This is a genomic window from Streptomyces diastatochromogenes (genome assembly GCF_002242805.1).
Taxonomy (GTDB): domain Bacteria; phylum Actinomycetota; class Actinomycetes; order Streptomycetales; family Streptomycetaceae; genus Streptomyces; species Streptomyces diastatochromogenes.
Genome location: NZ_MCGQ01000041.1, coordinates 41,088 through 66,976, shown reverse-complemented (window position 1 = coordinate 66,976; position 25,889 = coordinate 41,088). Strand labels below are relative to the sequence as shown.

Genomic DNA, 25,889 nt, shown 5'->3' with positions numbered 1-25,889 from the left:
GCGATACGAACGGCGGGTCACCCGGCTCGGGTGACCCGCCGTTCGTGTGCTCAGCGTCCGAGGGCGCGGCGGCCGCGGCCCTGGGAGAGGACGGGAAGGTTGCGCGAGGGCGCCTGCCCGCGCGTGTCTTCCTCGAGGCGCAGCGCCAGCGCCGGGCAGCGGCGCACCGCGCGCAGGGCCTTCGCCTCCGCGTAGCGCGGCACCTGCGCCTGCGCCACGGTCGGGAATCCGTCCGCGCCCAGTTCGAAGACCTCCGGCAGGATGTCGGCGCACAGTCCGTGGCCCCGGCACAGCGTCCAGTCGACGTAGATCTTCTGGCGGCTGGAGCCGGTCTCCTCGGGCTCTCCGCCGCCCGGGATGCCCGAAGGGGCCCTGCCCCCCTCGAAGAGCGGCAGAACGCCTTCCACGGGCCGTCCGCAGCCGTTTCCGAGGACATGCGCGGCCAGGTCGTCGGTGAACGCCTTGATGGTCGACTCCAGGAACATCGCGGAGCCGTCGGGGTGCGAACACGCCCCGCGCCGCTTCACGTTCTTCGCGACCTGCTTCAGCGCCTCCAGCGCGGCGGGTCCGCCGCCATTGAGGATGTCCTCCATACCGCGCGCGGCGGCGGGCAGTCCGAGATAGCAGGGGCCGCACTGGCCGGCGCTCTCCTCGGCCAGCCACTGCGCCACCCGCAGCGACTCGCCCAGCGGGCAGGTGTCCTGGCTGATCGGCAGGATCGCCCCCGCGCCCAGCGAACCGCCCACCGCGTCCAGCGAGTTGCGGGAGACGATCGCCTCGTTGACGGTGGCCGCGTCGATCCACTTGCCGTGGTAGCCGCCGGTCAGCACGCCCTGCGGCACCGGCGGGGCGCCGGCCAGCTGCAGGACGTAGCGCAGCGGGACGCCTGTGGGGACCTCCAGCACCATCGGGCGGGCGACCGCGCCGGAGACCGTGAGCATGACGGTGCCCGGCTCGTCGTACAGGCCGGTGTTGCCGTAGCGCTCGGGGCCGATGCGGGCGGCGATGGCCAGCTGCGCGAATGTCTCCGCGTTCGACAGCAGCGTCGGTGCCCCGCCGACGCCGGTCTGCGAGGCGCTGATCTTGCGGCCGGGCGGGACCGCCGGGCCGCCGTCGATCGAGCGGATCAGCGATGCGGCGGCGCCGGTGACCATGCGCACGGGGTTGCGCTGCACCCACGCGCGCAGTGCCGATCTGCGGCTGTTGCTCAGACCGCGTTCGGCGAGCGCGGCCTCCATGGAGCGCTGGGTGGACTCCCGGGTGACCCCGATCACCAGCGTGCGGGCGCCGAGGGCCTCGGCGCACAGCAGGGCGCCGTCCAGGATGAGGTGCGGGGCGCGGTTGATGAGCACCGTGTCCTTGCGGCAGGCCGGTTCGTCCTCACTGCCGTTGACGACGACGACCGGCCGCACGCCCCGCTTGATCGCCGACTCGGCGACCGAGCGCAGCTTCTTGTGGAAGGGGAAGCCCGCGCCGCCGCGGCCCTTGAGGTTGATGGCCTCGGCGAGTTGGGCGAGCTGTTCGCCGCCCAGCGGGTCGAGCGGCCCGTGCACCTTCAGGTGCATGGGCAGGTCGAGCCGCTCCACAAGGTCGAAGCCCGACGTGAGCTGGGGAAGACCGACCACGCGGACTTCGGGTACGTCGGGCAGGGCCTCGTTCACCTATAGCCTCCGGAAGGCGTGTTCCAAGGTTCGCCCGAACCCGGCGTCTCGTACGAGGTGCCGGGGGTTGGTTCAGTGGCGGGACCGCTGTTGTACGTGTCACCCGAGTTGTACGTGCCGTACAGGTTGTTCGTCTCACCGGTGTCGTACATGTCACTTCCGCCGTATCCGCCGGTGCCCGAATTGCCGTAGACCGGGATGTTGTATCCGGTGTCCTGGAGCGGGTCGTACGCCGACGGCGGGGCCTCGCCGACCGGCGGCGGGGACGGGATCGGCCAGCTGCCCGAGGTGCTGGACGGGCCGTCCACGCGCGGGACCGCCTCCGTGGCCTGCAGATCCAGCGGCAGGTCCATGCGTGTGGTCTGGCCGGCCGCGAACGGCTGCTGTGGGCGGCCCGGAGTGGACACGGCGCGGTAGGCCGCCGCGAAGCCGGAGGCGGGCTCGGGGGCCGGGGCTGCGGGCGTCTGGTACAGCGGTGAGGCGGGGGCGGGCGAGTCGGCAGGTGAGGCCTTCGGCTCGCGCCGGCCCTCGAAGCCCGCCAGGCCGGACTCGGCGACCCGGGAGCGGCTCGCGTCCAGGTCGTCGAGTGCCGACCGCTCCGAGCTGCCCAGCAGGGTCACGAGCCGGTCGGCGACCTTGCGCTTGACGGGGCGCGGGGCCGCGCGCAGCGCGAGGGCGCCCATGACGCCCAGCAGGGACAGGCTGTAGAGGATCACGAAGATCGGCTTGGCCGCGCGACCCGCGTAGAGACCGTGGATCAGCGCCGCGCACCAGGCCGGGTAGGCCAGCATGTGCATGGCACGCCAGCGGGCGGCGACGGGGGCCGGGGTGGCGAAGTTGCTGCGCAGGGCGCCGGTGATGCCCACGAAGATCATCAGCAGGCCCGCAAGCGAGCCCAGCCCGATCAGGCCGCCGATTCCGGTGACGCCGAGCGAGAACGGGATGATCGCCGCGATCAGCTGCGTGTGGCCGAGCGCGACCTTGGTGGTGATGTGCAGCAGCAGGAACGCGATCGAGGCGACCGCGGTCGTCCGGTGCACTGCCTGGCCGACGATCCGCTGGCGCGTGTTCAGGAAGATCCGGTCCTGGGCGAACAGTCCCCAGATCACCGAACAGCTGAGCGAGACGAGGGACAGTACGCCCGCGCCGAAGTTCAGGAAGTCGCGGAACTGGCTGCCTCCCACCAGCACGACCACGGGTATGAGCAGCAGGACGACGGCGGACGCCACCCCATAGGCCGACCGGCCCGGTTTGGGGAGCGAGCTGTTACTACGACGAGGGTTCATGGGGGCAACTCCGAGCAGTTTCGGGAAGGCGGTCCCGCTGCCGAACTCTAAGTGGCGCCATACCGATCAGTACGAGGTTTGAGTTATTGCGTTGTTATCAAAGGACAATGCGACTGTGTCGATGTCCCTTAGCGGGTGTTACGCGAAGTAATCTTTGACCTTCGTTCAGCTCTGGTCGGGTTCGTGGCATGTCCACAAGGCATACGGAAGTCCGTCGCAGCTTGCTCAAGGGCTGCGGTACCCTAGCGCCATGCGTGCCGTACGCCTTCTGCTTAGCGGGCCGCGCTGATCAGTACCGACCCCCGGTCGAACCGGGTGGGTCGGCATCGGCGCGGCGTCCCCTCCTGTGCGAGGGGATTTTTCATTTCTGCAGGCAGAGACGATCGATGGAGCTTTGAGGATCATGAGCGAGACGAACCCCGCTGCCACCGCCGAGGTGGCCGCGCCGCACCGCTACACGGCCGCCCTGGCTGCCGAGATCGAGGCACGCTGGCAGGACTTCTGGGACGTCGACGGCACCTACGCGGCGCCGAACCCGAAGGGTGACCTGGCCGGCGATCCGGAGCTGGCCGCGAAGCCCAAGAAGTTCATCATGGACATGTTCCCGTACCCCTCGGGTGCGGGCCTGCACGTCGGCCACCCCCTGGGCTACATCGCCACCGACGTCTACGCCCGGTTCCAGCGCATGACCGGCCACAACGTCCTGCACACCCTGGGCTTCGACGCCTTCGGACTGCCCGCCGAGCAGTACGCCGTGCAGACCGGCACGCACCCGCGCGTGTCGACCGAGGCCAACATCGAGAACATGAAGGTCCAGCTGCGTCGGCTGGGTCTGGGCCACGACAAGCGCCGCTCGTTCGCCACGATCGACCCGGACTACTACAAGTGGACCCAGTGGATCTTCCTGCAGATCTTCAACTCGTGGTACGACGACGAGGCCGGCAAGGCCCGCCCGATCTCCGAGCTGATCGCCCAGTTCGAGTCCGGTGAGCGCGCCGTACCGGGTGACCACGGGCGCGCGTGGAACCAGCTGACCGCCACCGAGCGCGCCGACGTCCTGGGCGAGTACCGCCTGGCCTACGCCTCCGACGCGCCCGTCAACTGGTGTCCCGGCCTGGGCACCGTGCTGGCCAACGAGGAGGTCACCGCCGACGGCCGTTCCGAGCGCGGCAACTACCCGGTCTTCAAGTCCAAGCTGCGCCAGTGGAACATGCGCATCACCGCCTACGCGGACCGGCTGCTGGAGGACCTGGAGGAGCTGGACTGGCCCGAGGCCATCAAGCTGCAGCAGCGCAACTGGATCGGCCGCTCCGAGGGCGCCCGCGTCGACTTCCCGATCGACGGCGAGCGGATCACGGTCTTCACCACCCGCCCCGACACCCTGTTCGGCGCGACCTACATGGTGCTGGCCCCCGAGCACCCGCTGGTCGAGAAGTTCACCCCGGCCGCCTGGCCGGAGGGCACGCACGAGGTGTGGACCGGCGGTCACGCCACCCCGGCCGAGGCCGTCGCCGCCTACCGCGCGCAGGCCGCCTCGAAGTCCGACGTCGAGCGCCAGGCCGAGGCCAAGGACAAGACCGGCGTCTTCATCGGCGCGTACGCGACCAACCCGGTCAACGGCGACCGGATCCCGGTCTTCATCGCCGACTACGTCCTGATGGGCTACGGCACCGGCGCGATCATGGCCGTCCCCGCGGGCGACCAGCGCGACTTCGAGTTCGCGCGCGCCTTCGAGCTGCCGATCCACTGCATCGTCGAGCCGACCGACGGCCGTGGCACCGACACCTCGACGTGGGAGAACGCCTTCGGGTCGTACGACGCGAAGATCATCAACTCGTCGAACGACGAGATCAGCCTGGACGGCATGGCCGTGGCCGAGGCCAAGGCGCGCATCACCGAGTGGCTGGCGCGCAAGGGCATCGGTGAGGGCACCGTCAACTTCCGCCTGCGCGACTGGCTGTTCAGCCGCCAGCGCTACTGGGGCGAGCCCTTCCCGATCGTCTACGACGAGGACGGCATCGCCCACGCGCTGCCCGAGTCGATGCTGCCGCTGGAGCTGCCGGAGGTCGAGGACTACTCGCCGCGCACCTTCGACCCGGACGACGCCGACACCCAGCCCGAGACGCCGCTGTCGCGCAACGAGGAGTGGGTCGACGTCACCCTGGACCTGGGCGACGGGCGCGGTCCGCAGAAGTACCGCCGCGAGACCAACACCATGCCCAACTGGGCCGGTTCCTGCTGGTACGAGCTGCGCTACCTGGACCCGCACAACAGCGAGAAGCTGGTCGACCCCGAGATCGAGCAGTACTGGATGGGCCCGCGCGAGGGCCAGCCGCACGGCGGTGTCGACCTGTACGTCGGCGGCGCCGAGCACGCCGTGCTGCACCTGCTGTACGCGCGCTTCTGGTCCAAGGTCCTGTACGACCTGGGGCACGTCTCCTCCGCGGAGCCGTTCCACAAGCTGTTCAACCAGGGCATGATCCAGGCCTACGTCTACCGTGACAGCCGCGGCATCGCGGTGCCGGCCGCCGAGGTGGAGGAGCGCGACGGCGCCTACTACTACGAGGGCGAGCAGGTCACCCGGCTGCTGGGCAAGATGGGCAAGTCCCTGAAGAACGCGGTGACTCCGGACGAGATCGCCGCCGAGTACGGCGCGGACACGCTGCGCCTGTACGAGATGGCGATGGGTCCGCTGGACGTCTCCCGTCCCTGGGACACGCGCGCGGTGGTCGGCCAGTTCCGGCTGCTGCAGCGGCTGTGGCGCAACGTCGTCGACGAGAACACCGGCGAGGTCACCGTCACCGACGCCGAGCCCGACGAGGAGGCGCTGCGTGCCCTGCACAAGGCGATCGACGGCGTGCGTCAGGACCTGGAGGGCCTGCGCTTCAACACCGCCATCGCCAAGGTCACCGAGCTGAACAACCACCTGACCAAGGCCGGTGGCGCGGTGTCTCGGTCGGTCGCCGAGCCGCTGGTCCTGATGGTCGCCCCGCTGTCCCCGCACATCGCGGAGGAGCTGTGGCGCAAGCTGGGCCACACCGACTCGGTCGTCCACCAGGACTTCCCGGTCGCCGACCCGCGGTACGTGGTGGACGAGACCGTGACCTGCGTCGTCCAGATCAAGGGCAAGGTCAAGGCCCGTCTGGAGGTGCCGCCGGCCATCTCCGAGGAGGAGCTGGAGAAGGTGGCGCTGTCCGACGAGAAGGTCGTCGCGGCGCTGGACGGCGCGGGCATCCGCAAGGTGATCGTGCGGGCGCCGAAGCTGGTCAACATCGTTCCGGCGTAAGCGTCGTTTCGATAAGGATCGCTCCCGTGCAGGCATCGTTCCGGCGTAAGCACGGGTCCGGCGCGAGCATCGGGGTAGTCCCCTACGGGCAGGTTCGGGGTTTTTCTGGAACTCCGGGCCTGCCCGCTGCGTTTACCGTGGAGAACACAGCGGCTCGTGCCGCATCGTGCGGAGGAGGAGCGTCATGGAAACAGTGATCACCGTGTTCGCCCTGCTCTTCCTGCTCTTCATCGGCCTCGGCGCCTACGCCACGGTCAAGGCGGTCGGCGCCGCCAAGCGCGGAGTGGACCGTACGATCGCGCAGGCCAGACGCACGGTCGAGGACCACACCCTGCGCGCCAAGTCCTTCGCCCAGCTCGGCCCGGCCGGGGAGATCGCCCAGCTGCGGCTCCGGCTGCGCACCTCGATGCGCGCCACCCAGGACGCGCTGCACGCGGGCGTAGCCGAGGACGAGTCGCTGAAGGAGTCCCTCGGCCTCTTCGAGCGGCTCAGCGCGCACGGTCACGAGCTGGACGCCGACCTCAAGCGTCTGGAGTCCGAGCCGGACCGGGCCACGCTCACCGCGCGACTGCCCGAGCTGCGCGGCCGCACCGAGCGCATCACCGAGTCCGCCGACTCCCTGCGCTGGGCCGCCCGCGACCGGGCCCGCCGCTTCTCCGACGACGACCTGGACTCGCTCAGCGCCCAGATCGACGTCGAGGCAGGGGCCCTTCGCCACTGGACGCGGGCCGAACCCACCCCGGCGCCCCCGCCGTGGCCCGAGGCCCCGGCCGCCGCCGGCGGTCCGGAGGGACAGCGGCAGACCTGGCAGGAGACGCCCGGCTCCCGCACCGCCAAGGAGCCGACGGCCCCCGCGATCACCCCGCCGACACAGCGCCCCGCTTACCCCTGGGAGAAGAAGCCGCGCCCGGAGAGCACCACATGACCTGTCCGCTCCCGGACCGGCAGACAGGGGCCGGGCTGCCGCACGAGCGCTACGGCAGGTAACCTCCAGCTCATGTCCCGCCATGTCGCGATCGTCACCGATTCAACGGCCTACCTGCCGCCGCGGACGATGGAGCGCCACGGCATCACAGCGGTGCCCCTGACCGTCGTCCTCGGCGACCAGGCGCTCGAAGAGGGCACCGAGATCTCGACCCGTTCCCTGGCCCAGGCGCTGCAGAAGCGGCGGCCGGTCACCACCTCCCGTCCCAGCCCCCAGGTGTTCGCGGAGACCTACCGCAGGGTCGCCGAGTCCGGCGCGAGCGGCATCGTCTCCCTGCATCTGTCCGCCGAGCTGTCCGGCACCTACGACGCGGCGGTCGTCGCGGCGCGTGAGGCGCCGGTGCCGGTGCGGGTGGTGGACACCGGGATGGTCGCGATGGCCTTGGGCTTCTGCGCGCTTTCCGCGGCCGAGGCGGCGGAGGCCGGCGGCACGGTGGACGAGGCCGTGACGGCCGCCGAGAAGCGGGCCGCGGGCACCTCCGCCTACTTCTACGTCGACACGCTCGACTATCTGCGCCGCGGCGGTCGCATCGGCGCCGCGCAGGCCCTGCTAGGTTCCGCACTGGCCGTCAAGCCGCTGCTCCAGCTGGACGGTGGCCGCATCGAGCTTCTCGAAAAGGTCCGTACGGCGTCCAAGGCGATCGCCCGCCTCGAGGAGATCGTGGCCGACCGTGCGGGTGGCGCCGAGGTCGACATCGCCGTCCACCATCTCGCCGCCCCCGAGCGGGCCGCCGCCCTCGCCGACCGGCTGCGGGTGCGGGTGCCCGGACTGGCCGATCTGCATGTCAGCGAAGTCGGGGCGGTGATCGGGGCACACACCGGGCCCGGGTTGCTGGGAGCGGTCGTCTCGCCGCGCTGACGCCCTCGTCTCGCGGGCTGCCGTCACTCGTGTGAGTGGTGGAGTTTTCCACAACTGGGCAGTAATCCCCGGGAATTGACCAAGATCATCGCGAAGCGGCGAGATGCCCCATCCTCGTCGCATGGCACTTCGATCACGGTCACGCACCGCCACCCCGACCAGCGGGCCGGGCCGCGGCCCCACCTCCGACGGGCGCATCCGCCGCCGCTCCACCGACCGGCGCCACGCCCGCCACCGCATGCCCGCACCCGCGGAGGAGTTGCGCCGTCGCGCGGAAATTCTCTTCGGCGAACGAGCCGTGGAATGGCGGGAGTCGGGCAATGCTCCGCCGGACGGGCAGTCGCCCGCGCGTACGGCGATGGCGGTGGGGGCGGCGCCCGGGTTGAGGACGGCGACGGGGGTGGCGCCCGGGTTGAGGACCGCGACGGGGGCGGCGCCAGGGGTGAGTACGGCGTTGCCCGGACTCGGCGGGGCACGCACGCTGTCCACTCGGTCAGGTCCGGCCAGGGTGTCCGAGGAGCAACTGGACGGCCCGGCGGGCCACTCGGAGACAGCGGAACCTGTCGTGCCGGGCCTGCGGGAGCGGGCCGGGCTCGCTCTCCGGGAGCGGTTGCCAGTGTGGTTGCAGGTGCGGTGCGGGGTGGAGCGGCGGGGAGTGGTCGCGCTCGCTGTGGTGCTGCTGGTGGCCGCCGTGTTCGCCGTCCAGCACTTCTGGGCCGGCCGGACGCAGACCGTGAGCGCTCCCCAAGTGGTGCGCGCCGAGGCACCGTTCGCCAGGAGGGACGAGGACACCAAGTCCGGTGGCGCCGTGAGCGCCTCGGCGACGCCGGGCGGGGAGATCGTCGTGGACGTCAGCGGCAAGGTCCGCAGGCCCGGGATCCGGCGGTTGCCGGCGGGCTCGCGGGTGGCCGACGCGCTGCGGGCGGCGGGCGGGGTGCGGCCGGGTGCGAGTACCGAGGGGCTCAACCGGGCCCGCTTCCTGGTGGACGGCGAACAGGTCCTGGTCGGTGCGTCCGCGGGAGCGGCGGCCGCCCCGCCCGGACCCGGCAGCGGTGCGGGCCCAGGAGTGGCGGGGACGGGACCCACGGCCCCGGTCTCCCTCAACACGGCGACCGCGGACCAGCTCGACACCCTGCCCGGAGTCGGTCCCGTGCTGGCCCAGCACATCATCGACTACCGCACCCGACACGGCGGCTTCCGCTCGGTGGACGAGCTGCGCCAGGTCAACGGCATCGGCGACCGCCGCTTCGCCGACCTGCGGACCATGGTGCGGCCATGAGCGGCCCCGCCGAGCAGCAGCCACCGGCCCCGACCGACCTCCGCCTGGTGCCGTCGGCACTCGCGGCCTGGGCGACGGCTGCCCTGGTCCTCGATGCTCCGCCGGGCTGGAGTGCCGGCATCGCGCTCGCCTGTCTGCTCGCCGGAGTCGTCCTGCTGTCGGCCCGGAAGTGGGGGAGGCCTGGGCGGCCGTCCGTCCGGTTCGCCTGGGCCCGCGTCCCGGTCGCCGCCGTGCTCCTCTGCGTGGCCGCGGCCGCTGCCTCCGCCGGGTTGCACGGGGCGGATGTGCGGCGCGGGCCGGTGCCCGAGCTGGCGCGGCGGTTCGCGACCGTTACCGCCGAGGTCGAGCTGACCGGCGACCCCTGGCAGAGCAGGCCACGGGTACGGGGTGATCACGCGGCGCCCGTGGCGGTGCTGGCCAGGGCGGAGGTGCGGCGCGTGACGGAGGGCGACGGGGCAGGTGCACGGACACGAACTCCCGTGCTGCTGGTCGTCGACGCGGACACTCCGGCGCCGCGTGCACCTCCCAGCGGGGACGTGACCGGCACGTGGGGCATGCGCGGCGCGAGTCCGGGCTGGCTCGGGCTGCTGCCGTCCACCCGGCTGCGGGTGGACGGCCGGCTGGCGCCCGCCCTGACCGGCGGCGACCGGACGGCGGCCGTGCTGCGGGTGCGGAGCGAGCCCGTGCCGGAAGTCGTCGCGGGGCCGAGCGGGCCGCAGCGGCTGGCGGGCCGGCTCAGGGCCGGATTGCGGGAGGCGACCGAGGGACTGCCTACGGACGCCCGGGCGCTGCTTCCCGGGCTGGTCGTCGGCGACACCTCGCGGATCACATCCGAACTGGACGACGCTTTCAAGGAGACGGACCTGGCGCACACGCTCGCCGTCTCGGGCAGCAACCTCACGATCCTGCTCGCGTTGCTCATCGGACCGCCCGGCCTTGCTCAGCGTGTCGAGCGCCGCGGACTCGCTCCGCGCCTGGGGCTCTCGCTGCGGGCCACCGCCCTGTTCGCGGGAGCGCTCACGCTCGGCTTCGTGATCGTGTGCCGGCCCGACCCCAGCGTGCTGCGGGCCGCGGCCTGCGGCTCGGTCGCCCTGCTCGCCCTGGCGACAGGCCGCCGCAGATCCCTGCTCCCGGCGCTGGCCACGGCCGTCCTCCTGCTGGTGCTGTACGACCCCTGGCTGGCCCGCAGTTTCGGCTTCCTGCTCTCCGTGCTGGCCACCGGTGCGCTGCTCGTACTGGCGCCCGGTTGGAGCGAGGCGCTGCAGCGGCGCCGGGTGCCGGCCCGGCTCGCCGAGGGGCTGGCCGCGGCCGCGGCCGCGCAGGCCGTGTGCGCGCCGGTCGTGGCGGTGCTGTCGGCCCGGGTGAGCCTGGTGGCGGTGCCCTGCAACCTGCTGGCCGAGGTGGCCGTCGCTCCGGCCACGGTGCTGGGGTTCGCCGCTCTCGCCATGGCACCGGTGGCGATGCCGCCGGCCAAAGCGCTGGCGTGGTGCGCCGGTTGGCCCGCCGAATGGATCGCGTGGGTCGCCCGGACCGGGGCGGCGTTGCCCGGTGCGGGAGTGGACTGGCCGGGGAGCTGGCCCGGGGCGCTGCTGCTCGCGGCGGTCACCGTGGCCGTCGTCCTGACCGGCCGGCGGCTGCTGCGGCACCCCTGGTGGTGCGGTGCGCTCGGTGTGCTGCTCCTGCTGGTGGTGGTGCGGCCGGCGCCGCTGACCCGGGTGGTCACGGGCTGGCCGCCGCCGGACTGGCGGTACGCGATGTGTGATGTCGGGCAGGGCGACGCGACCGTGCTGGCGGCCGGCGAGGGAGCCGGGGTGGTCGTGGACACCGGACCCGACCCCGCACTGGTCGACCACTGCTTGCGGGAGCTGGGCATCACCCGCATCCCCCTGGTCGTCCTGACCCACTTCCACGCCGACCACGTCGCGGGACTGCCCGGTGTCCTGCGGGGCCGCTCGGTGGCCGCGATCGAGACGACGGACTTCGAAGAACCGGCGGACCAGGCCGAGTTCGTGAGAAGGGAGGCGGCGGAACGGCACATCCCGGTCACCCGGGCCGTGGCCGGGGAGGAGCGGCGCAGCGGACCACTGGCCTGGCGGGTGCTGTGGCCACCCGCCGCCCCAGCCCCGGGCCAGGCCGCGATACCGGAACCGGAGGGACCCAACGACGCCAGTGTCGCCCTGCTCGTCCGGTCCGGCGGACTACGGTTGCTGCTGCTCGGGGACCTCGAACCCCCCGCCCAGCAGGCCCTGTTGCACTCCCCGGCCGCGGCCCAGCTGGCGGGAGTGGACGTACTGAAGGTGGCCCACCACGGCTCGGCCTACCAGGACCCGGACCTGATACGGCTGGCGGCCCCGCGGGTGGCGCTCATCTCCTGCGGCGCCGACAACCCGTACGGCCACCCGGCACCGGCGACCGTCGCCGCGCTCAGGGCCGGAGGGGCGACGGTACTGCGCACGGACCGGGACGGGGCGCTCGCGGTCGGCGGAGGCGACGGGACGGGCGGGGAGGTGCGGGTCACGAGGGACTGAGGAGCACAGTTGATCAGAGGCTGGAGTACAGGTGATCAGAGATCGAGGAGCGGCTGTTCGCCCAGACTGGGGGCATGAAGCCAGCACAGGCAGACGCCTATCTCCGCCGCCTCGGGGTCACCCGACCGCAGCACCCCACCACCGAGGCCCTGCGCGAGCTGCACCTGCACCATCTGCGGACCGTGCCCTTCGAGAACCTGTCCATCCACCTGGGCGAGGAGATCGTGCTGGAGGAGAAGCGGCTGCTGGACAAGGTGGTCGAGGCTCGGCGGGGCGGCTTCTGCTACGAACTCAACGGCGGGTTCGGGGCGTTGCTCGCCGCTCTCGGTTACGAGGTCCAGCTGCTGGCGGCGCGGGTGTACGGGGACGAAGGGCGGCTCGGCATCCCGTACGACCATCTCGCGCTGCGGGTGCGGACGGCGGACGACGGGGACTGGCTCGTAGACGTCGGGTTCGGGGCGCACAGCCACTATCCGCTGGCGTTCGCGGAACGCGGGGAGCAGCCGGACCCCGGCGGGACGTTCCGGGTGACGGAGGCCGGTCCGGACCCCGCCGGAGTGTTCGGTGGCGGGGCCGGCTCGGCCGGGGTCCCGGATCTGGACGTCGTACGGAACGGCAGGCCGCAGTACCGGCTGGAGACACGGCCCCGCGCGCTCGGGGACTTCGCGGCCGGGGCCTGGTGGCACAGCACCTCGCCGCAGTCGCACTTCACCCGGTCCCTGGTGTGCTCACGGGTCACGGAGGACGGCGGGCGGATCACCCTCAGCGGCCGGGCGTTGACGACGACGGCCCCCGACGGACGGAAGGAGACGAGGGAACTGGGGACGGACGAGGAGGTGCTGGCGGTGTACCGGGAGCGGTTCGGGATCGGGTTGAGCCGTGTGCCGACGGTGCGAAGCCAGGACCGGGACGACTACTGAACTTGATCGGGCGATGTCGGGTGATTGCATGACAGGTGAGGGATGGGTCCGGTAGATGTGTGTGCGTGAATGACTCCACGCCCGAGGACGGTGAGCCCACCTCCTTCGCCGAGAAGACGAAGAACTGGTACGAGAGGCACAAGCCGAAGATCCGCATCGTCGGTGCCGTGACTCTGGCCGTGGGCTTGGCCGTGGTTGCCCATCTCGCCACGAGGCAGGACGGCGAGGGGTACGACGCCGAGGACATCGGGGATTCCGAGCCGGTCTCCGGCCGTGAAGCCACGGACGAGCCTCGTCGGTCCTCCCTTGACCCTGACCGCGACCCCTTCCTGCGGAGGCTCCCGGCCGGTCAGCAGGCCAGCGAGGCGGCCAAGGCGAGGTACAAGGAACTGACGGGCAACGACCTCCCTCCCGGTTACACCTTGGTTCGCCGGTGGTTCTACCTGAGCCCGGACGACGAGGACCCCGGCGAAGCCGCAGCCTGAGCGTCTGGGGGAAGGGCACCGCGGCCTGTCGCTCAGCCGAACGCCCCGACATCACCCAATCAAGTTCAGTAGCTCGGCTCGGTGCCGGCGCTTGTGCTGGATTCCCGCGATGCGGGGGTGCCGGAGAATGGGGCCGTGAGCGATGTGAGACACGTGCTGGTGCTGCCCGACCGCGATGCCGCCGAGGAGGCGGCCGAGGCGCTCGGGGAGCGCTTCGGCATCGACGAGGAGCCCCAGCTCGTCCGGGACGCCCTGGCCGGCGAGGACGACGCGGAGGACGCCCAGTGGCTGCTGGTCCTGCACGACGAGACCGGACGCCTGGACCCCGCCGAACTGGACGCCTTCGCGGAGGAGTGGGACGGCTGGCGCGAGGAGCCGTGACCCCGAGACGGACTCGGGGTTCGGTCCGGGACTGGTCGGGGTGCGCGGCCGGTTCGTTGTCAGTGCCGCGTGGGATGCTGTAGGCGATGGCCAGGAAGACTGCGAATGACGACCCTCTCGCCCCGGTGACTCTTGCCGTGGGCCAGGAGGACCTCCTGCTCGACCGTGCCGTGCAGGAGGTGGTGGCCGCTGCCAGGGCCGCCGACGCCGACACGGACGTACGGGACCTGACCCCGGACCAGTTGCAGCCCGGCACGCTCGCCGAGCTGACGAGTCCCTCGCTCTTCGCCGAGCGCAAGGTCGTGGTCGTACGCAACGCGCAGGATCTCTCGGCCGACACGATCAAGGACGTGAAGGCGTACCTGGGGGCGCCCGCGGAGGAGATCACCCTCGTGCTGCTGCATGCGGGCGGTGCGAAGGGCAAAGGGCTGCTGGACGCCGCGCGCAAGGCCGGGGCGCGGGAGGTGGCCTGTCCGAAGATGACCAAGCCGGCGGACCGGCTGGCGTTCGTGAGAGGGGAGTTCCGGGGGTTCGGGCGGTCGGCCACGCCCGAGGCGTGCCAGGCGCTGGTCGACGCGATCGGCAGCGACCTGCGCGAGCTGGCCTCGGCGGTGGCGCAGCTCGTCGCCGACGTCGAGGGGACGATCGACGAGGCCGTTGTCGGGCGGTACTACACCGGGCGGGCCGAGGCCTCCAGCTTCACGGTCGCCGACCGGGCGGTGGAGGGCCGTACGGCGGAGGCATTGGAGGCGCTGCGGTGGTCGCTGGCCACCGGGGTGGCTCCGGTGATGATCACCAGCGCGCTGGCCCAGGGGGTGCGGGCGATCGGGAAGCTGTCGTCGGCGCGCGGCGGCCGGCCCGCCGATCTGGCTCGCGAGCTGGGCATGCCACCGTGGAAGATCGACCGGGTGCGCCAGCAGATGCGGGGCTGGACGCCGGACGGGGTGGCCGTGGCGCTGCGGGCGGTGGCCGAGGCGGACGCGGGCGTGAAGGGCGGCGGCGACGACCCCGAGTACGCGCTGGAGAAGGCGGTCGTGACGATCGCCCGGGCCGCGCGGTCCAGGGGCCGGGGCTGATCCAGTCGCTCAAGGGCCCTTGGCGAGGAGAATCTCAGGTATCAGCCGTACATCGCCGACGCACTGGAAGGTGGCGATCACCATGGCTGAACACCCGCACGCAACCCTCGTCCGCAAGGGCTACGACGCCTTCCTCCGTGTCGACATGGACACCCTGCGCGGGTTGATGGCGGCGGACGTCACCCATCACGTGCCCGGCAGCCATCCGCTGTCCGGTGACTTCAAGGGCCAGGACACGGTCATCGGCATGTACCGCCGGCTCTTCCAGGAGACCGGCGGCAGCCTGCGCGTCGACCTGCGCAGCGTGTTCGTCGACGGTCGGGGCCACGCCGTGGCCCTGCACCACGTCACCGCGGAACGCGAGGGCAGGCGCTACCACGAGGACGGATGCCTGATCCTCCGGATCGTCGGGGACAAGATCACCGACATCGACGAGTGCGTACCGGACATGGACAAGGACAACGCCTTCTGGTCGTGACGCGAAGGTGTCGTGACGCGAAGGCCGGGGCGGCCATGCCGAAGGCCCCGCCGCCCACCCTGGGGAAGGGAGGGCACCGGGGCCTCGGGTTCAAGATCTCGGAATCACACCCGCGTGGCGAACGCAGGCCGCGTGTGACTCCTGGGGTGCCGGTCGGGAGCGGATGAGAGAGGGCCCGCTCTGGGTCCTTCCGGCGGTCAGATCAGAAGGGATTTTCAGCCCTTGAGGGACGTGACCTTGGAAGCAAGCGCCGACTTCTTGTTGGCGGCCTGGTTCTTGTGGATGACGCCCTTCGAGACGGCCTTGTCGAGCGCACGCGCGGCAGCGCGCTGCAGCTCGGTGGCCTTCTCGACGTCACCCGCGGCAGCGGCCTCGCGGGCCTTGCGGATCGCGGTCTTCAGGGAGGACTTGACGGCCTTGTTGCGCAGCCGAGCCTTCTCGTTGGTCTTGATCCGCTTGATCTGGGACTTGATGTTCGCCACGAAGGAGCCTTTTCAGGTTCTTGGTGCGGGGCCGCTCGGGTCCCGCACCGGTGATCCAAAAATTTTCTGTCGTGCCTCGCGCTGAGAGGGCATGAGGCACAGCCATCTACAGTACCAGTGGCCCTGCGACCGGCCCAAAACGGTCCTCGGTCCCTTCGCGTGGGACCATGGAGACTACGTATCGATCCGACCCGAGGCATAAGGCGCCTCAAGAGACAGGACCCTGCGTGCCCGCGACCCCTAACCATGTGCCCGAGCCGAGCCGTACCGACCCGGCGCTGATCCGCAATTTCTGCATCATCGCGCACATCGACCACGGCAAGTCCACGCTCGCCGACCGGATGCTCCAGCTGACCGGTGTGGTCGAGCAGCGGCAGATGCGTGCTCAGTACCTCGACCGGATGGACATCGAGCGCGAGCGCGGCATCACGATCAAGTCCCAGGCGGTGCGTCTGCCCTGGGCCCCGACCGAGGGCCCCGACCAGGGCACGACGCACATCCTCAACATGATCGACACCCCGGGGCACGTCGACTTCACCTACGAGGTCTCGCGGTCGCTGGCCGCCTGTGAGGGGACCGTCCTCCTCGTCGACGCCGCCCAGGGCATCGAGGCGCAGACCCTCGCCAACCTCTACCTGGCGATGGAGAACGACCTCGCGATCATCCCCGTGCTGAACAAGATCGACCTGCCGGCGGCGCAGCCGGAGAAGTTCGCCGAGGAGCTGGCGAACCTGGTCGGCTGCGACCCGTCGGATGTGCTCAAGGTCTCCGCCAAGACCGGCCTCGGCGTCGACGCGCTGCTCAACAAGGTCGTCAAGGAGATCCCGGCGCCGGTCGGGGTCGCCGACGCGCCGGCCCGCGCGATGATCTTCGACTCGGTCTACGACTCCTACCGCGGTGTCGTGACGTACGTCCGTGTCATCGACGGCCAGCTCAACAAGCGCGAGCGCATCAGGATGATGTCGACCGGCGCCACCCACGAGCTGCTGGAGATCGGGACCAACTCGCCCGAGATGCTCCCGGCCGACGGCCTCGGCGTGGGCGAGGTGGGCTACCTGATCACCGGCGTGAAGGACGTCCGCCAGTCCAAGGTCGGTGACACCGTCACCAGCCAGGTCAAGGGCGCCACCGAGGCGCTCGGCGGCTACAAGGACCCGAAGCCGATGGTCTTCTCGGGTCTGTATCCGCTCGACGGCTCCGACTACCCCGAGCTGCGCGAGGCCCTCGACAAGCTGCAGCTCAACGACGCCGCGCTGGTCTACGAGCCGGAGACCTCCGCCGCCCTCGGCTTCGGCTTCCGCGTCGGTTTCCTCGGCCTGCTGCACCTGGACGTGATCCGGGAGCGGCTGGAGCGCGAGTTCGGCCTCGACCTGATCGCCACCGCGCCCAACGTGGTCTACCGCGTGGTCATGGAGGACCGTAGCGAGCACATCGTCACCAACCCGAGCGAGTTCCCCGAGGGGAAGATCGGCGAGGTGTACGAGCCGGTCGTGCGCGCCACCATCCTGGCGCCCACCGAGTTCATCGGCTCGATCATGGAGCTGTGCCAGACCCGGCGCGGCACCCTGCTCGGCATGGACTACCTCTCCGAGGACCGGGTCGAGATCCGTTACACCCTCCCGCTCGCGGAGATCGTCTTCGACTTCTTCGACCAGCTGAAGTCCAAGACCCGCGGCTACGCGTCCCTCGACTACGAGCCCACCGGCGAGCAGACCTCCAGCCTGGTCAAGGTCGACATCCTGCTGCACGGCGACAAGGTGGACGCCTTCTCGGCGATCACCCACAAGGACGCCGCGTACGCGTACGGGGTGCGGCTCGTCGCCAAGCTGCGCGAACTCATCCCGCGGCAGGCCTTCGAGGTGCCGATCCAGGCCGCCATCGGCTCGCGGGTCATCGCCCGAGAGACCATCCGCGCCATCCGCAAGGACGTCCTCGCCAAGTGCTACGGCGGTGACATCTCCCGTAAGCGGAAGCTGCTGGAGAAGCAGAAGGAAGGCAAGAAGCGGATGAAGATGGTGGGTTCCGTGGAGGTTCCGCAGGAGGCCTTCATCGCGGTCCTGTCCAGCGATGACAGCGCGGGGTCGGCCAAGGGCAAGAAGTAACCATCGGTAACAGCGGGCTGTGTCCGCAAACCGGGCACAACAGGGGCTCGTCGTGCGAAAGCGTGGCGGGCCCCTACGCGTGCGTAGCGTCGCTCTGCGTGGAAAGTGACAGGCCGATGCCCCTTACGCAGCGGCCGGTCGCCCCTTACTCTGATCCCTGCTCGATAGTTACTCGCGAGTTAAACAACAAGCCCGAACCCCACCCGTGAGTTAACCCAGCCGCACTTGAGCCAGCCGCACTGTCGCGGGCCCCGGAGGATGTCGTGAGCGACACACAGACCCTGATCGAGAACCGTCCGCCGTCCGTGGCGGCCCTCTTCCTGGAGCGCGTGGCGGCCACACCGGACGCCGAGGCCTACCGCTACCCGGTCCCGCCCGCCTCCGGCCAGGGCCCCGACGACTGGAAGTCGCTGAGCTGGGGCCAGGCGGCCGAGCGGGTGTACGCGATCGCGGCCGGGCTCATCGAACTGGGTCTGCAGCCGGAGCAGCGGGTGGCGCTCGCCTCCTCGACCCGCGTCGAGTGGATCCTCGCCGACCTCGGCATCATGTGCGCGGGCGGCGCCACCACGACCGTCTACCCGCAGACCAACGCAGACGAGTCCGCGTTCATCCTCTCCGACTCCGAGAGCCGGGTGCTGATCGCCGAGGACGCGGCCCAGGTCGCCAAGGCGGTGGAGAAGCGCGGCGAGCTGCCCGCGCTGACCAAGGTCGTCGTCATCGACCCGGCCGGCGTCGAGACGAACGACTGGGTGACCACCCTCACCGAGCTGGAGCAGCGCGGCGCCGCCTACCTGGAGAAGCACCCCGAGCTGATCAAGGAGCGGGTCGGCGCGATCACCAGCGACCAGCTCGCCACCCTCATCTACACCTCCGGCACCACCGGCCGCCCCAAGGGCGTGCGCCTGCCGCACGACAACTGGGCGTACATGGCGAAGGCCATCGCGGCGACCGGCCTGATCAGCGGCGAGGACGTGCAGTACCTGTGGCTGCCCCTCGCCCACGTCTTCGGCAAGGTCCTCACCTCCGGCCAGATCGAGGTCGGCCACGTCACCGCCGTCGACGGCCGTGTCGACAAGATCATCGAGAACCTTCCGGTGGTGCAGCCGACGTACATGGCGGCCGTGCCGCGCATCTTCGAGAAGGTCTACAACGGTGTCGCGGCCAAGGCCCGCGAGGGTGGCGGGGCCAAGTACAAGATCTTCCAGTGGGCCGCCGAGGTCTCCCGCGAGTACGCCAAGGTCTCGCAGGACAACTTCCGCCGCACCGGCAGCCACGCCGTGCCGTTCGGCCTCGGCGCCAAGCACAAGGTCGCCGACGCCCTCGTCTACTCCAAGCTGCGGGAGGCCTTCGGAGGCCGGCTGCGCGCCTGCGTCTCGGGCGCCTCCGCGCTTTCCCCCGAGATCGGCTACTTCTTCGCCGGCGCCGGGATCCACATCCTGGAGGGCTACGGCCTCACCGAGACCTCCGCGGCCTCCTTCGTCAACCCTGGTGAGGCCTACCGCACCGGCACCGTCGGCAAGCCGCTGCCCGGCTGCGAGGTGCGCATCGCGGACGACGGCGAGATCCTGCTGCGCGGCCCCGGCATCATGGACGGCTACCACCAGCAGCCCGAGAAGACCGCCGAGGTGCTGGAGAGCGACGGCTGGTTCCACACCGGCGACATCGGCGAGCTGTCGCCCGACGGCTACCTGCGCATCACCGACCGCAAGAAGGACCTCATCAAGACCTCCGGCGGCAAGTACGTCGCCCCGGCCGAGGTCGAGGGCCAGTTCAAGGCGGTGTGCCCGTACGTCTCCAACATCCTGGTGCACGGCGCCGACCGGAACTACTGCACCGCCCTCATCGCGCTCGACGAGATCGCCATCCTGCAGTGGGCCAAGGAGAACGGGCTGGCGGGCAAGGCGTACGCCGAGATCGTCGCGGCCCCGCAGACGGTCGAGATGGTCGACGGCTACGTCAAGCAGCTCAACGAGGGCCTGCAGCGCTGGCAGACCATCAAGAAGTTCCGCCTGCTGCCGCGTGACCTCGATGTCGAGCACGGCGAGATCACGCCGAGCCTGAAGCTGAAGCGTCCGGTGGTCGAGCGGACGTACAAGGGCCTGATCGACGAGATGTACGCGGGCACGCGCGAAGGCTGAGACAACCCTCCGGCCCCGGAAGGCACTTCGCCTTCCGGGGCCGTCCCGTGCCCGGAACAGGCGGAAACGGCACGAGTGTCAGACCTGCCCCCTAGGATGCACACAATCCCTCCACATGTGGGTTCCGCCAGTTCAGCGAGGTGAGTGTGCCCGTGTCCGCCGCGACGCCCGACGACGTCGTCCGTCACGTCTTCCGCTATCTCGCGGAGGTCGGCGAAAGCCGCACCAGGCCGGTACGCACACACGACGACGCCCGGCACCAGATGTGGTTCGCCGATCTGCCCGAGCAGTTCGCCTGCTTCCTCACCGAAGCCGTCCCCGGTGACTCCCCGTTGTGGCTACGGGCCGACCGGCCCGTACGGCACGACCCGCCGGCCCCGCCCCTGCCGCTCGCCCACTGGCTGGACGGCCGGGAGATCCGCGACTCCGAGCGGGAAGAGCCGCCCGCGCCGCGCACCGAGGCGGACATCCCGGCCGACGAGGTGTCGGCGGGCGGCAGTTCACGCGCCGGGTACCGCACGGTCGCCCTCGCCGACGACCCCCACTGCGACGTCGTGCACGAGCAGTACGCCTCCTGGTCGCGCCAGTGGGAGAAGTGGGCGGCGCGCGACCGCGCCACGAAACCGGTCGTCCGCGCCTACGACCGCCTCTACCGCCTGTGCGTGGACGCCTCCGAACTCGGCGAGAGCTTCGAACTCGTCGTCGGCTTCGGCCATCTGACCTGGTCCGCCCAGAGCGAGCCGATCCGCCGGCACCTCGTCACCTGCCGGGCCGTCATCGCCATCGACCCCGACACCGGGGCCATCACCGTCGGACCCGACCCGGAGCACGGCAGCCCGGTCCTCGAGGAGTCCATGCTCGACGCCGGGCAGAAGGCCCGCGCCGAGATCCGCGCCCTGGTCCGCCAGGAGCTGGAAGCCGCCGGCGACACCACGGACGCGATGCTCGCCGACCCGCTGCACCGCGCGCTCACCACCTGGACCATCGCCGCCCACGAAGCGGGCCGCTACGACCCCTCAGCCGTCCGGCACCGCGCGACGGGAGACCCCGCCGTGCCGGTCGTCAGCTTCGCGCCCGTGCTGCTGCTCAGGGAGCGCACCCGGCGCAGCATGCTGGAAGCCCTGCGCGGGGTCGCCCTGCAGATCGAACAGGGCGCCGAACCCACCGCGCTGCTCCGCGCCGTCGCCGGGGCCGGCGGCGACCGGCCGCTGGGCGAGCCCGGCACCCCGGAGGCCCGCGGCGCCCAGCCCGAGCTGTACTTCGCCCTGCCCTCCAACGACGAGCAGCGCACCATCGCCGAGCGGCTGCGCGACCGCGACCTGGTCGTGGTGCAGGGCCCGCCCGGCACCGGCAAAACCCACACCATCGCCAACCTGGTCACCGACCTGCTCGCCCACGGCAACCGGGTCCTGATCACCAGCCACACGGCCCGTGCCCTGAAGGTCCTGCGGGACAAACTCCCCGCCAGCATCCGTGAACTGTGCGTCAGCCGTACCGACGACGGAGCCGGACAGCAGGAACTGGAGCAGTCGGTCAAGGCCATCCTGGACCGGCAGGGTGACTTCTCCGCGCGCGCCTACCGCCGGCGCATCCAGGATCACGAGGAGCGCCTCAGGTCCGCGCGCTCCGCGCAGGCACTCGCCCTCAAGTCCCTGCGGGCCCTGCGGGAACAGGAGACCTACCGCCACCCGGCCGAGATCGGCGACTACGAGGGCACCCTCACCCGCATCGCCGAGCGCCTCGCCGCCGAGCGCCCGCGGTACGGGTGGCTCGGCGCCGTCCCCGCGGAGACGCCCACGCTCGACCCCGCGGCCCTGGCGGTCCTGCGGCGCGCGGCCCTCGCCTTCACCGACCGGCACCGCGCCCTCGCGGCCACGGTGACCGCCGCGTTGCCCGATCCGGGGCGCCTGCCCAGCGGGCCCGCGTTCGCCGAGGCGGTCGAGACCGTCCGGGAGGCCGAGGCCGACCTCGCCGCGCTCCGTCAGGACGGCTCCGCCTCGCGTCTGGACGACGCCGTGTCCACCCTGACCGTCGCGCAGCAGGACCAGCTGGCCGCGGCCCTGGACCAGTTCACGGCGGCCTCCGCCGCGGCGGCCACCCTGCCCGCCGACTGGGCCGCCGCACTGCGCCGCGAGATCATCGCCGGGCAGGACCTCGTAACCCGCGACCGGCACGCCCGTACCGCGGCGGCCCTGACCGCGGTCGAGCAGGCGGCAGGGGCCCTCGGCTCCACCCTGGTCAGCGGCCTGGAGTCGTACGACGTGCCGACGGCGCTGGGGCTGGCCACCTCCCTGCGCGACGGCCTCGCCGCCGGCGAGAAACTGCGCGGCCCGCTCGGCCTGAAGACCCGGCTGCGCAAGGCGGTCGGCGACTTCCCCGAGACCGTGCGGGTCGACGGCCGCACCGTCGACACGGAGGCCGCCGCGTCCGCCGTGGCGCACCGCGTCACCCTGGAACGGCACCTGCAGGACGTCGAGCAGGAGTGGGGCGAGGGCGCCGAGGCCTGGCAGAGCGTCAACCGGCGTATGACCCGGCTGCGTCAGGACATCGCCACCCTCACCACCCTCACCACCCTCGCCGACCTGCGCCAGGACGTGACGCGCGCGGCGGCGCCCGCGCCGGGGCTCGCGGGCGTCGACCGGGGAGACGAGGAGCGGGTGCGCACCGTCCGCGCGGCGCTGCGCGCTCGAGCGGCCCGCCGCGCCGCCGACCCCGCCCGGGCGCTGCTCGACGACGCGATCGACGTGCTCCGGGCCGCCGCCCACCGGCGCGGTGCGACGGCGCCCGTGGAGCGGGCGCGCGCTGCCGCCGAGGCCCGCGACGCGGAGGCCTACGGCGCCGCGGTCGGCGAGCTGGACGACCTGCGCGAGGCACTGGACCGCAAAAAGACGTGCGACGACGCCTACCGGGTGGTCGCGGCCGAACTCCCCGACATCGCGGACGCGTTGGAGTCGGCACCGGACGACCCCGCCTGGGACACGCGCCTGACGGAATTCGAGGCCGCCTGGGCCTGGTCGGCCTGGCACGCCCGCATGACGGACCTGACCGACCCCGAGGCCGAGACGCGGCAACTGCGCCTGCTCGCCGAGGCGGACGCCGACATCCGCATCGGGCTGGAGCGGCTGGCGGCCGACAAGGCCTGGTTCAGCTGCCTGTCCCGGCTCACCGACGACCAGGCCGTGGCCCTCACCTCGTACCAGCAGAACGTCCGCAGGCTCGGCAAGGGCACCGGCAAGTACGCGGCCACCTATCGCAGGCAGGCGCGGGAGAGCCTCCAGGCCAGCCAGGAGGCCGTACCCGCCTGGATCATGCCGCTGCACCAGGTGACCGAGACCGTCCCCATGAACCGCGCCGGCCGCTTCGACGTCGTGATCATCGACGAGGCGAGCCAGTCCGGGCCCGAGGCGCTGCTGCTCGCCTGGCTCGGCGCGAAGGTCGTGGTCGTCGGTGACGACCAGCAGGTCAGCCCGGCCCAGGTCGGCGTCGACCACGACGAGCAGTTCGCCCTCCAGCGGCGGCTGCTCGCCGAACTGCCCGCCGCCCGCCGCAACCTGTTCACGCCGACCGCCAGCCTCTTCGACATCGCCTCCGGACTCGCCGGCGGCCGCGGCCGGCTGATGCTCCAGGAGCACTTCCGCTGCATGCCGGAGATCATCGGCTTCTCCAACGACCTCTGCTACGGCGGCCGGCTCCAGCCCCTGCGGCAGTACGGCGCCGACCGGCTGCCGCCGCTGCGCGCGGTCCACGTGGCCGACGGCTGGGTGGAGGGCAGCGGGCAGAAGCAGGTCAACCGGCCCGAGGCCGAGCGGCTGGTGGACACCGTCGCGCGCTGCATCGCCGACCCCGCCTACGCCGGCCGCAGCATGGGCGTGATCACCCTGCTCGGTGCCGGGCAGAAGTTCCTCATCGAGGATCTGCTGGCCGACCGGATCCCGCTCGACGAGCGGCAGCGGCGGCGGCTGCGCGTGGGCAACGCCGAGGAGTTCCAGGGGGACGAGCGCGATGTCGTCTTCATCGGCACGGTCGCCTCGCTCACCGGCCCGGACGGACCGCGCCGCATCGGCCCCTACAGCAGCGCCCTCAACCGGCAGCACCTCAACGTGGCCGCCTCCCGGGCCCGGGACCAGGTGTGGCTCTTCCACAGCGTGACGCTCACGGAATGGGGCGAGACCGACCTGCGGCGCGCCTACCTGGACTGGTTCTCCCGGCCGGCCGAGGACCAGGACGGCGCGGGGCTCGGCGAGGTCCGTCCGGACGTGCCGCACGAGGCGTTCGACAGCCTCTTCGAGCAGCGGGTGTACCTGGCCCTGCGGGCCCGGGGATACCGGGTACGGCCGCAGTATCCGGCCGGCCGCTACCGCATCGACCTCGTCGTCGAGGGCGGAACCAGGCGCCTGGCCGTGGAGTGCGACGGCGACGCCTTCCACAACGAGGAGAACGCGGACGCGGACGCGGCACGCCAGCGTGAACTGGAGCGGGTCGGCTGGACGTTCGTGCGCATCCGCGGCAGCCGCTTCTTCCTCGACCCGGAACGGGCCCTCGAACCCCTGTGGGCCGAGCTGGACCGGCTGGGCATCGAAGGGGCGACGGCCGGCGCGGGCCGGGAGCCGCGACCGGTCGACGCGGACCGGGAGATCCGAGTGGCTGACGCCGACAAGGAGACCCGACCGGTCGACCCAGCCGCGCCGGCTGCCGCTCCGGCCGAACCCCAGCCCCGCACCGCCGTACGGCAGCCCCGGGCGTCCGTGCCGCAGCCCCGACCCTCCCTTCCGCAGCCCCGTCCGTCCGTTCCGCGTCCCCGCCCGGCACAAGCGCCCACACCACCAACCCGGCCAACCGCCCCAGCCGCACCGCGAACCGGTCCCGCCGCCCCCGCCCTGGTCTCCGTGGCCCGTCTTCACCGGGACGAAGTCAACGCGGCCCAGCACGCGTTCAGTCTGCGCTCGACCGTGGCCGGTTCCGCTCGCTTTCTCAGTGCGGCGGGAGTGCCCGGTTTCCCGGGGGTCGATGCCGTGGAGGTCCTGCGCGGTGGACGGCCCGTCGCACGGCTGGCCCATGCCGAGGTGCAGGCGATGATTCGGGCCGCGATCGCGCGCGTGGACGTACCCGTCCTCGGGGACGACGGCCAGGTGGGCGTGGCCCGTTACCACGCGCCCGGCTCGCCCGAAGCCGCCGACGGCCGTACGACGGAGCTGCTCCGCGTGGACCGGCGGCCGACGGGAGCCGGAGGGGCGGACCGGCAGCAGCCTGTGGCCCGGAACGCGCCTGGCCGGACGGCCGCCCAGCCCACGCTGCCTGCCCTGCCGCGGCAGCCCGTGCGGACCAGTGGGACGGCCGCCCCCGCCCCCGAGCGACCGTTGCCGCGCCTGCGCGTCGACCGGATCAGTCTGCGCGCCCACCGGCGGGTGCAGCGGGAACTCGAGCGGGTGCAGGACGTGCTCGACCTGCCGTTGCCCGAGGTGGTGGCCGTCGACTCCTCCTCCCGGAAGGCCCAGCTGGCCGACCACGAGAAGCGGCGCGAGGCGCTGAAGGAACGGCGGAGCTTCCTGCGGGCCCTGCTCGACCAGGTCGTCCCCGACCCGTCCTACACCGGCGGAGCCGTCGTCGTACCGGGCTGTCTGGTCGGCGTCGAGGACCCGGACGAACCGGGGATCACGGTGTACGAAATAGCGTTGCTCGCCGGTGACGAGGCGGAGCGGCTGAGCCCCGACTCGGCCCTGGGCAGGGCACTGCTGTGGCGGGAGGTGGGGGACGAGGTGACCTGGCGGACCGAACGCGGCACGACGCTGCGCGTGCTCATCCGGTACATCGAGGACTGAGCGGACTGAGCGGACTGGCACGACTGCGAGGACTGAGACGCGCGGATGCTCGAATTCCGCACACTTTCCGACCGTGTTCGAGCACACCCGTAGCACAGTTCTCACGCGTGACTGTCCACTTCGGT

Annotated in this window: 16 protein-coding genes; 13 read left to right on the top strand and 3 right to left on the bottom strand. The window is 71.7% G+C overall.

Annotated elements, in window-relative coordinates:
• Nucleotides 1-50: 50 nt before the first annotated feature.
• Together BEK98_RS37005 and BEK98_RS37000 are read right to left on the bottom strand one after the other, a co-directional pair.
• Nucleotides 51-1,661, bottom strand: coding sequence for an NADH-quinone oxidoreductase subunit NuoF family protein (locus BEK98_RS37005; RefSeq protein WP_094221146.1), 1,611 nt, complete (start codon nucleotides 1,659-1,661; stop codon nucleotides 51-53).
• Nucleotides 1,658-2,947: a cytochrome b/b6 domain-containing protein gene (locus BEK98_RS37000; protein ID WP_208643337.1), complete on the bottom strand. Its 1,290-nt coding sequence runs from the start codon at nucleotides 2,945-2,947 to the stop codon at nucleotides 1,658-1,660. The genes BEK98_RS37005 and BEK98_RS37000 overlap by 4 nt, the downstream gene beginning before the upstream one ends.
• Nucleotides 2,948-3,350: 403 nt before the next feature.
• On the opposite strand from BEK98_RS37000, the gene leuS reads away from it, so the two are divergent.
• The 10 genes from leuS to BEK98_RS36950 all read left to right on the top strand — a co-directional run bounded on the left by leuS (nucleotide 3,351) and on the right by BEK98_RS36950 (nucleotide 15,223).
• Nucleotides 3,351-6,233, top strand: a complete 2,883-nt coding sequence (gene leuS, locus BEK98_RS36995; RefSeq protein ID WP_094221144.1) for a leucine--tRNA ligase — start codon at nucleotides 3,351-3,353, stop codon at nucleotides 6,231-6,233.
• 184 nt (nucleotides 6,234-6,417) lie between these two features.
• Entirely contained in the window at nucleotides 6,418-7,158 is a 741-nt protein-coding gene (locus BEK98_RS36990; protein ID WP_094221143.1) for a hypothetical protein, read from the top strand.
• Nucleotides 7,159-7,230: 72 nt separating this feature from the next.
• Complete coding sequence (locus BEK98_RS36985; protein ID WP_094221142.1) at nucleotides 7,231-8,076, top strand: DegV family protein; 846 nt, start codon at nucleotides 7,231-7,233, stop codon at nucleotides 8,074-8,076.
• A gap of 121 nt (nucleotides 8,077-8,197) precedes the next feature.
• On the top strand, nucleotides 8,198-9,355 hold the full coding sequence (locus BEK98_RS36980; RefSeq protein WP_094221141.1) for a ComEA family DNA-binding protein: 1,158 nt from the start codon (nucleotides 8,198-8,200) through the stop codon (nucleotides 9,353-9,355).
• Nucleotides 9,352-11,883 (top strand): ComEC/Rec2 family competence protein, encoded by a 2,532-nt coding sequence (locus BEK98_RS36975; protein ID WP_094221140.1) that lies wholly within the window; start codon nucleotides 9,352-9,354, stop codon nucleotides 11,881-11,883. Before BEK98_RS36980 ends, BEK98_RS36975 begins: the two co-directional genes overlap by 4 nt.
• Before the next feature lie 74 nt (nucleotides 11,884-11,957).
• The gene (locus BEK98_RS36970; RefSeq protein ID WP_094221139.1) at nucleotides 11,958-12,803 is read left to right on the top strand and encodes an arylamine N-acetyltransferase family protein; all 846 of its coding nucleotides are present in this window, start codon (nucleotides 11,958-11,960) and stop codon (nucleotides 12,801-12,803) included.
• Nucleotides 12,804-12,868: 65 nt separating this feature from the next.
• On the top strand, nucleotides 12,869-13,288 hold the full coding sequence (locus BEK98_RS36965; protein WP_094221138.1) for a hypothetical protein: 420 nt from the start codon (nucleotides 12,869-12,871) through the stop codon (nucleotides 13,286-13,288).
• 135 nt (nucleotides 13,289-13,423) lie between these two features.
• Complete coding sequence (locus BEK98_RS36960; RefSeq protein WP_094221137.1) at nucleotides 13,424-13,669, top strand: hypothetical protein; 246 nt, start codon at nucleotides 13,424-13,426, stop codon at nucleotides 13,667-13,669.
• Between the two features lie 86 nt (nucleotides 13,670-13,755).
• Nucleotides 13,756-14,745, top strand: coding sequence for a DNA polymerase III subunit delta (gene holA, locus BEK98_RS36955; protein WP_094221136.1), 990 nt, complete (start codon nucleotides 13,756-13,758; stop codon nucleotides 14,743-14,745).
• Between the two features lie 82 nt (nucleotides 14,746-14,827).
• Complete coding sequence (locus BEK98_RS36950) at nucleotides 14,828-15,223, top strand: nuclear transport factor 2 family protein (protein WP_094221263.1); 396 nt, start codon at nucleotides 14,828-14,830, stop codon at nucleotides 15,221-15,223.
• Nucleotides 15,224-15,438: 215 nt separating this feature from the next.
• On the opposite strand, the gene rpsT is transcribed toward BEK98_RS36950, so the two are convergent.
• The gene (rpsT, locus tag BEK98_RS36945; RefSeq protein ID WP_067006864.1) at nucleotides 15,439-15,705 is read right to left on the bottom strand and encodes a 30S ribosomal protein S20; all 267 of its coding nucleotides are present in this window, start codon (nucleotides 15,703-15,705) and stop codon (nucleotides 15,439-15,441) included.
• A gap of 227 nt (nucleotides 15,706-15,932) precedes the next feature.
• Between rpsT and lepA the strand changes: the two genes are divergently transcribed.
• The 3 genes from lepA (at nucleotide 15,933) to BEK98_RS36925 (ending at nucleotide 25,764) form a co-directional block, all read left to right on the top strand.
• Entirely contained in the window at nucleotides 15,933-17,807 is a 1,875-nt protein-coding gene (gene lepA / locus BEK98_RS36935) for a translation elongation factor 4 (RefSeq protein WP_094221134.1), read from the top strand.
• Nucleotides 17,808-18,070: 263 nt separating this feature from the next.
• Nucleotides 18,071-19,945, top strand: coding sequence for an AMP-dependent synthetase/ligase (locus BEK98_RS36930; RefSeq protein ID WP_094221133.1), 1,875 nt, complete (start codon nucleotides 18,071-18,073; stop codon nucleotides 19,943-19,945).
• A 146-nt stretch (nucleotides 19,946-20,091) separates the two neighbouring features.
• Nucleotides 20,092-25,764, top strand: coding sequence for an AAA domain-containing protein (locus BEK98_RS36925; RefSeq protein ID WP_094221132.1), 5,673 nt, complete (start codon nucleotides 20,092-20,094; stop codon nucleotides 25,762-25,764).
• Nucleotides 25,765-25,889: the final 125 nt, after the last annotated feature.

Coding starts and splice junctions, on each gene's coding strand:
- BEK98_RS36970 (WP_094221139.1), top strand. CDS start 11,958: ATGAAGCCAGCACAGGCAGACGCCTATCTCCGCCGCCTCGGGGTCACC.
- BEK98_RS36990 (WP_094221143.1), top strand. CDS start 6,418: ATGGAAACAGTGATCACCGTGTTCGCCCTGCTCTTCCTGCTCTTCATC.
- BEK98_RS36975 (WP_094221140.1), top strand. CDS start 9,352: ATGAGCGGCCCCGCCGAGCAGCAGCCACCGGCCCCGACCGACCTCCGC.
- BEK98_RS36980 (WP_094221141.1), top strand. CDS start 8,198: ATGGCACTTCGATCACGGTCACGCACCGCCACCCCGACCAGCGGGCCG.
- leuS (WP_094221144.1), top strand. CDS start 3,351: ATGAGCGAGACGAACCCCGCTGCCACCGCCGAGGTGGCCGCGCCGCAC.
- BEK98_RS36950 (WP_094221263.1), top strand. CDS start 14,828: ATGGCTGAACACCCGCACGCAACCCTCGTCCGCAAGGGCTACGACGCC.
- BEK98_RS37000 (WP_208643337.1), bottom strand. CDS start 2,947: ATGAACCCTCGTCGTAGTAACAGCTCGCTCCCCAAACCGGGCCGGTCG.
- holA (WP_094221136.1), top strand. CDS start 13,756: ATGGCCAGGAAGACTGCGAATGACGACCCTCTCGCCCCGGTGACTCTT.
- BEK98_RS36985 (WP_094221142.1), top strand. CDS start 7,231: ATGTCCCGCCATGTCGCGATCGTCACCGATTCAACGGCCTACCTGCCG.